4 protein-coding genes are annotated in these 7,378 nt (G+C 46.9%); 1 reads left to right on the top strand and 3 read right to left on the bottom strand.

What is annotated here, in order from left to right; translation table 11 throughout:
* On the top strand, window positions 1-1,257 hold a 1,257-nt coding region (locus tag EA408_13130; GenBank protein ID TVR68788.1), incomplete at its 5' end, for an NAD(P)/FAD-dependent oxidoreductase.
* Window positions 1,258-1,303: 46 nt separating this feature from the next.
* Here the strand turns inward: EA408_13130 and EA408_13125 are convergent.
* The 3 genes from EA408_13125 to EA408_13115 form a co-directional block, all read right to left on the bottom strand.
* Complete coding sequence (locus tag EA408_13125) at window positions 1,304-3,592, bottom strand: PAS domain S-box protein (GenBank protein ID TVR68787.1); 2,289 nt, start codon at window positions 3,590-3,592, stop codon at window positions 1,304-1,306.
* A 529-nt stretch (window positions 3,593-4,121) separates the two neighbouring features.
* A complete protein-coding gene (locus tag EA408_13120) occupies window positions 4,122-5,870 on the bottom strand; it encodes a glycoside hydrolase family 43 protein (protein ID TVR68789.1) in 1,749 nt (582 codons plus the stop codon).
* Window positions 5,871-5,884: 14 nt separating this feature from the next.
* On the bottom strand, window positions 5,885-7,378 hold a 1,494-nt coding region (locus EA408_13115; GenBank protein TVR68786.1), incomplete at its 5' end, for a glycoside hydrolase.

Raw genomic sequence — 7,378 nt, 5'->3', positions numbered from 1 at the left:
ACCAAAGATCTCAAGGTCAGGATATTCAGGGATTTAGGCATAAACGACCGTATAACGCTCCTTGATCTGCCGGAATTTTACCGTTTTGTGAACAGCCGGCAGGATGTGGTTGTCCCCCATGATCCTGAAGAGGCCGAACGACGTTTGTCTGAACTGTTTCCCGGTGAGCAGGAGGGCCTGAAAACCTATTTTCATTACCTGGTAAATTCAAGGAAGGTTCTTGCCGAAGCAGCAGGCAGTCCCGAAAGGAGTATCGGCGACTTCCTCGATGAGCACATAGGTAATGAAGACCTCAAGCTCATACTTCTCGGTAACCTGGGTTATTTCCATGACGACCCATACACACTTTCACTCAATTATTACCTCGTTGCCCAGGGCAGCTATTATGGTGGTAATGCCAGTTTCGTAAAGGGCGGATCACAAAAGCTTTCAGACGCACTTATGTCGGTAATCGAAGAAAACGGCGGAACGGTCAAGCTGAACACCCTGGCTACCGGAATCAATTTCGAGAAGGGCAGGGCCGCCGGGGTAAGCTGGGAAAGCACAGCCGGAGCGAAAAAAGTTGCCGGGACAAATCATGCCCGGGAGATTGTCGTAAACGCCGCTGTCCCCAACCTGGCCGGCAACCTGCTTCCGGAAAGCCAGGGGAGGATACTTTCTGAAAAGATAGAAGGGATGAAGACCGGGGCCTCCCTTCTCACGGTCTATTTTGGTTTCAAAAAATCTTTGAAGGAGGTTGGCAACCGGCACTATTCAATGTTTGTTTTTGACCCTTCAGTTGAAACCCAGAAAGATATAGTTCGTAACAACAACGCTGGTTTTGATGAACGCAGCTTCACTTTTGTGGACTACAGCCAGGTCGACTCCGCCCTTGCCCCGCCGGGTAAGGGCGTGGGTGCAGTATGCTGCATTGACTATTTATCAGAATGGGAAGGAATGGACCGAAAGTCATATCTGAATAAAAAATCTGATGTGGCGGAAACATTCATTGCAAGATGCGAAGAACTCATCCCGGGTTTCAAAGATGCCCTTGAATTTGTGGAAGTGGCTACACCGTTAACGGTACGGCGCTATACCCTGAATCCGGCCGGTGCGGTCTATGGGTTCGCGCAAAATCCCGGTAAACCATCTGCCTACCTTTCGGCCCTGCCCGGCAACATACACATTGCTTCAGCCTGGGGAAAGTTCGGCGGCGGGTTTTCCGGTTCCATATACAGCGGCTATATGACTGCTCTCGACATATTGAGGAAGAGGTAACAAAGAGCCTGCGGTTTACTGAGGGGCACGGACCCGGAAATAATGATCAGAATACTACAAACTCCCTGATTTTGGACAAAAGGGCATCCCTCCTGAATGGCTTGGTTATTAAATCATTACACCCTGAGCTCAGAGCTTTTTCCCTGTCATCAGACAGTGCAAAAGCTGTTTGTGCAACAACCGGCAGATCGGGGTTCTGCTCTCTTATAAGTCTGGTGGCTTCATACCCATCCATTACCGGCATATTCAGATCCATAAGAACAAGATCGGCAGGCTTGCCGGACCTGAAATGCTCAACAGCCTCAGCCCCGTTATTCACCAATGTCACCATAAGGTTTGGAACATCCAGAAAATTCAATATCAACTGAGCATTCATCGCATCATCCTCGGCAACAAGAATATGATACTCTCTTTCAAATGCAGAATCCTGCTTTTCTGCATGCACTGCCACAACGCTGTCATCTGGTTTTTTAAAGGGTAAGGTAAAAATGAACCTTGAACCCTTACCCGGCTCCGACACTGCCCAAATCTGACCGCCCATCATTTCAACAAAAGCTTTTGAAATTGACAGGCCAAGCCCTGTTCCTTCATTAATTCCTGAAATATCACTGCCGGCCTGGTAGAACCTTTCAAATATCCTGGTAAGCTGGCCGGATGGTATGCCAATCCCGGTATCTGATACATAGAACTCAATTGACTTTTTAGCGGGCCTGTAACCAAACTCAATGGTTCCCTCCCTGGTGTATTTAAAGGCATTATTAAGCAGGTTTGAGAGTATTTGCGTTAACCTTGTCCTGTCTGAGATCAACAATGCTTCATTATCAGGTAGTGCCAGGACACTGCGTAATAATATGCCCTTTTTATCAGCCAAAAGGCTGAACTGCTCTTCCAGCCTCTTCAGCAAATCGTTTATTCTGACCTCATCCTTTGATAATTTAACTATCCCGGCTTCGATGCTTGAAATATCTACAATGTCATTGATTATTGCCAGCAACTGATTGCTGCTGTGGGATAAAGTATCAACATAGGTCTTTTTTATGTCATCTTCGAGTTCAGGTTGTGAAAGCAATGCAGAGAAACCAATTATTGCGTTCATCGGTGTCCTGATCTCATGGGAAATATTATTTAGAAACGCCGTTTTAAGCCTGTCACTCTCTTCAGCTTTTTCTTTTGCTTTTACCAGGTCCTCCTGTATCTTTTTTCTTTCGGTAATGTCCTGAAAGGAGCCACGGACCTTAACTACTTTTCCGTTTTCTGTAATCGGCTTCCCAATGGTCTGAACCCACTTTTCTTTTCCTTTTGCACTTATGATCTCAAGTTCAAGACTGTATTCCTTGCCAAGTTCAACAGCCTCCCTGACTGCCTTAATGACCCTTTCACGTGAACCAGGTTTATAAAATGAAATTGCTTTTTCAACATTAGTCTCTTCTTTTGGATCCAAATCGTGAATCCGGGCGGTCTCATCAGTCCATGTACCTTCACCTGTTAATGCATCAAATTCCCATCCGCCAATTTTAGCCACCCTGCCCATTTCGGAGATCATGAGCTGCTGATATTGCACTTCTGCCTCTGCAAGTTTTTGCTCTGTAACATCTGTGGCTAATACTATTTCAGCCCTTCGCTTTTCAAATTCTATCGTGTGAGAGACGATCTCAGCGAAGATCAAAGATCCGTCTTTTTTATAGTGCCGCCATACGCCAGCTTCATCAAGTCCTTCACTTACGGCGCTAACATTCTTCTCAAGTCTTTCTATATCTTCTTTGGGATGTATGTCTTTCAGGGTCATCGCCATAAACTCCTCTTTTGAATAGCCATACCTGGTAACGGCAGCATTATTAACTCCAAGAAAAGCCATAGTCTCCAGGTCATAAACAAACATGGGAATGGGGTTGTTTTCAAAGAGCATGCGGTACTTCTCTTCATTCTCCTGCAGTGCAAGTTCAGATTTTTTTCTTTCGGTAATGATCTCGATGTAAACAATAATCCCTCCCAGAGATTTGTCTGCCCCGTACCAGGGCCGGCACTGCCAGTGAGCCCAGTCAGTGCGGCCATCGGGCCAGTACATGGGTTCATCATCTGCGGATACTACCTCCCCTTTCAGGGCACGGCTGTGTGCTTCCTTAATATGGTCCGGCAGAGCAGGAAAAACCTCATAGTGGTTCCGTCCGATTATATTCCTTTCAGATAAATGCATATCATCATAATACCTTTGGCTAACATAAATGTAGTTCATATCGGTATCATGAATGGCAACAGAGCTCCGGGTATGGTCAATTATATATTTAAGCAGCTCATGTTCTTCTTTTGCATCCCTGTCTTTGATAATCCGCTTCATGCTCAATAAATAATCGATGACGGTTTCAATCCACTCTTTTCAAAAAACCGGAACATTCGCAATATTTTGAAGTATACTGTCTCATCAATCCCCTTGTCACATCGCCTTTTCTCAAGAAAGCTATACCGGGCTTTCCGAAGGCTATCCTAAAACATAAGCAGTCCTTTAATGAGATCGCTGTTCCTTCTTAACAAATATAATGAATTATCTCAGAGTACAATAAGTTTGCAATTAAAAAAGGCATATTAGCAATAGCAGCATTCGCATCATATGGAATAGAATTTCACTGTGACATCTGCGAAAGTCCATTTCTGCAACACTGCTCATGGCAAACAGTAACCTGTGACATCAGGCATTTGCTTTAAGGTTTAGATTTTATATTTTTTGTTTGAACAAAAACCAACAATTTATCTGCTATGAAAAAAATTACACCACCTGCATGTAAAAAAGCAAAGCAGGTGGTGTAATATAAAGCATTATATGGGATAACCGGGCGGCTTAATACCCGGGCCCCGGCAGAAGAAATTTGCTATTCCGGACGGGCATCGTTCCCGGAAGTGGCATACAGTCCGATCAAATTACCGGTAAATCCGCCTGCTACATTGGTTGACAGGATATCTCCCGAAACCTCACCTCCCAGGTTTTCAAATTCCTGCCCGTCCAATGAATAATTGAACCAGTATTTATCGCCGTCTGCCCTTACCTGAAGATGAACAGGGTTGCTGACATCAATCCTTGTGCTTGCTATAATTTCAGAACGGCCTCTTTCAGTTCTCTGCAGTAACAGATAGTTTTCGTTACCACTCTTTGTGATTCCGAACACATAGTTAAACCTCTCACTCTGGTAGCATACCAGTCCGGCCAGGTCATTCTCCGATCCTGGTGTGTAATCCAGCGTTGTTGTTGCCGTAAAGGTTTTGTGCATCTGTCTCTTAAAAAGGGTGGATATTGGTGCAACAGCCTTGATATTGGTTTCAAACGGCATTATTTGCATTCCGTTTCCTGTTACAGACATAAAATCCTCACGCCAGGTCCTCACTCCTATCCATCTGTAATCAAGGTCTTCCGAATCAAACTCTTCGGTAAAGGTGAAGTTCCCGTTCGGGAAATACCCTTCTGTTCCTGTTTTGTTTACAACTCCCTCAGGCATCTTCAGCTTGGGCTCAAACGGTATAAGTCCGTTAATGAAAACAGGCCATTCGCCGCTCCATTCAACTGGCAGTATAAAGGTTTCGCGACCGGTGTTCACCCTGTCCACCTCATTGGGGCGGACTGCCAGAAAGACGCCATACAGGTTGCCATCGGGACCCTTGGTCAGATCGGCATGTCCTGCCCATTCAACCCTGTTGGCCCTGTTGGGGTTCAGGTACCTCTGGGTAAGTATGGGATTATTGGCAGCCGGCTCATATGGCCCGCGGGGATGGTCACTTACAAAGATAACCTCACTGTGCCAGCCACCGGTTCCTCCTTCGGCGCACATCAGGTAATACCGCCCGTATCTTTTATAGATATGAGGCATCTCAATCCAGATGGGATTTTTTGTTATATCAACACCTCCGTCAACAATGATCTTGTCCGTACCGGGTATCACCTGGTTCTCCTCCAGGTCAAAGTCCCATATCTTGATCACCCGGTGCCCGGAATAAAGCTCTTTTCCTGGATCAGGAGCATCATTGTGCACAACATAAGCCTTCCCGTCATCATCAAAGAAAATAGACGGGTCTATCCCGTTAAAATTAAGCTTATAGGGATCGCTCCATCCTTCAAACGGATCTTTCGTCGTCACAACCATATTGCCGAAATCTCCTGCAAACTGCGTCGTGATCATATAGAAAGTCTCATTGTGGGGATTGTATTTTATTGCAGGAGCGTATACCCCGGCACTTATACCTGTATGTTCAACCTTCAGCTGGGAAGGCCTGTCCAGTACATGTCCTATCTGCCTCCAGTTGACCAGGTCGTTTGAATGGAAGATAGGAACGCCCGGGACCATGGCAAAAGATGAATGTACCATGAAATAGTCATCCCCCCTGCGTATAATGGCCGGGTCGGGATAGCAGCCCTGTAGAATGGGTGTATAGAACTCATCCGGTTCAAGGGGATGGTCTTTATAAACCTGGTCGTCTCCCTGGTAAACAAACCGGGAGAAAACAGGCCCATCGGCGTTTGCACCCCTTTGTCCGTGAGCTTCAGCAAAAACCAGGCACAGAATAATGACCGGCAAAACTATTGTTTGCCATTTTCTTAACAGAACTTTTCCGGATTTACTTTTCTTCATCATCTTATTAATATTTAGTTAGTAATCATATCACTGACGTGGAAGTGGTCGAAATCGACATAGCCGCCCGGTTCCCTGGTTGCATAATTAAACAGTCCGAAGCGGTATCCCATAAAATGCGGAAGGGTATAAGCCATCTGAAGTTGTGAACCTATCTGTTTCCAGGATTTTCCGTCAAGGCTGTAATAGAACCGGGCAACATCGGCCAGGTCGCTGAAATCGCATTCTGCCTTCAGGTATACCCGGTTCTGATGAAGCGGCAAGCACTCCACCACCGAGGGAGTCCCCGACTCAGCGTTAACCATTACAATCGATTTGATTCCGTTTTCATACCTGACCCCCACCTTGCCGTACCTCTGTTGCAAAAGGGCGAGGCCTGCAAAATCGCCTTCTTTCATTCCGGAAACATCTATAAGGATCTCTCCCGAAGATTCAGGCCCGATAGTTCTCTGGGTCAAAGTATTCCTGGCCATCACAAATGCAGTGTCGATACGTCCCGTTCTAAGCCGCAGGTAACCTTCTTCCCGGTTTACATACCAGAGTGAATTATCGGGGTTGTGGTTCCATTGCCACACCAATGGCAGGTCAGGCTCACCTCCCCTCCTGGTAAAATCGTCTGAAGCCACTATCGCTGGGATCAGGCCCCTGTGTGCAGGAAGATCAAGCAGATCGGGCACCTTGCCGTCAACACCCAGCACAGGCCATCCATCCTCCCATTTTACAGGCACAATATAGGGGGTGCGGCCGACCGATCCGAAGTCGCGGAACAGGTAGGCAAACCATTCACCGTCAGGAGTATCGATCAGTCCGCCCTGGGCAATACCCCTGTCCTGCAGGGCCAGTCTCCCCTCATAAGGGCCAGTTATTTCATCTGCCCTGTGTATGATGACCGTTCGCATGCCACCTCTTGGCCAGGCAATATTGAACAGGTAGTACCTGCCATCAACCTTGAAAAGCTGGGAACCTTCAGCAGGCAGGATCAGGTCATCAGCAGCAGGAGCGCTTGCATTCTCGATAAGTACCCTCTCAGTGCCTTCTTTTATCCCCGAAAGGTCATCCTCAAGCTCAACCATCATAAGCCTGCCCACTCCCCATATCATATAGATGCGGCCGTCGTCGTCAAAAAAGATGGTGTGGTCATGGTAGGACGGACTGAATGAGATGGTCTCCCATGGGCCGTTTTCAATGTCATCTGTTTTAAAAATATAGGTCTTCCCGGTCGTGCCGGAAAAAGTGCTGACAAAGAAGGTTCCGTTATGGTACCTGATACAGGGCGCCCACGACCCCCTGCCATATGCGTTCCGGCCGTTGACCAGGTTCAGCTGGTCAATATCTTCGAGTACATCATATGCATAATTGACGATCTCCCAGTTTACAAGATCGGTCGATCTCATGATGGGGAGTCCCGGACTCATATGCATGGTGGTACTTGCCATGTAGTAGGTGCCGTCAACGCGCACTATCGAAGCATCGGGCACGTCGGCATGGATAACGGGGTTCTGGGGCTC

It is taken from the genome of Marinilabiliales bacterium (assembly GCA_007695015.1).
In the GTDB taxonomy this organism is placed as follows: domain Bacteria; phylum Bacteroidota; class Bacteroidia; order Bacteroidales; family PUMT01; genus PXAP01.
Note: the sequence above shows the minus strand (reverse complement) of the source record. Positions and strands in the feature narration are given on the sequence as shown.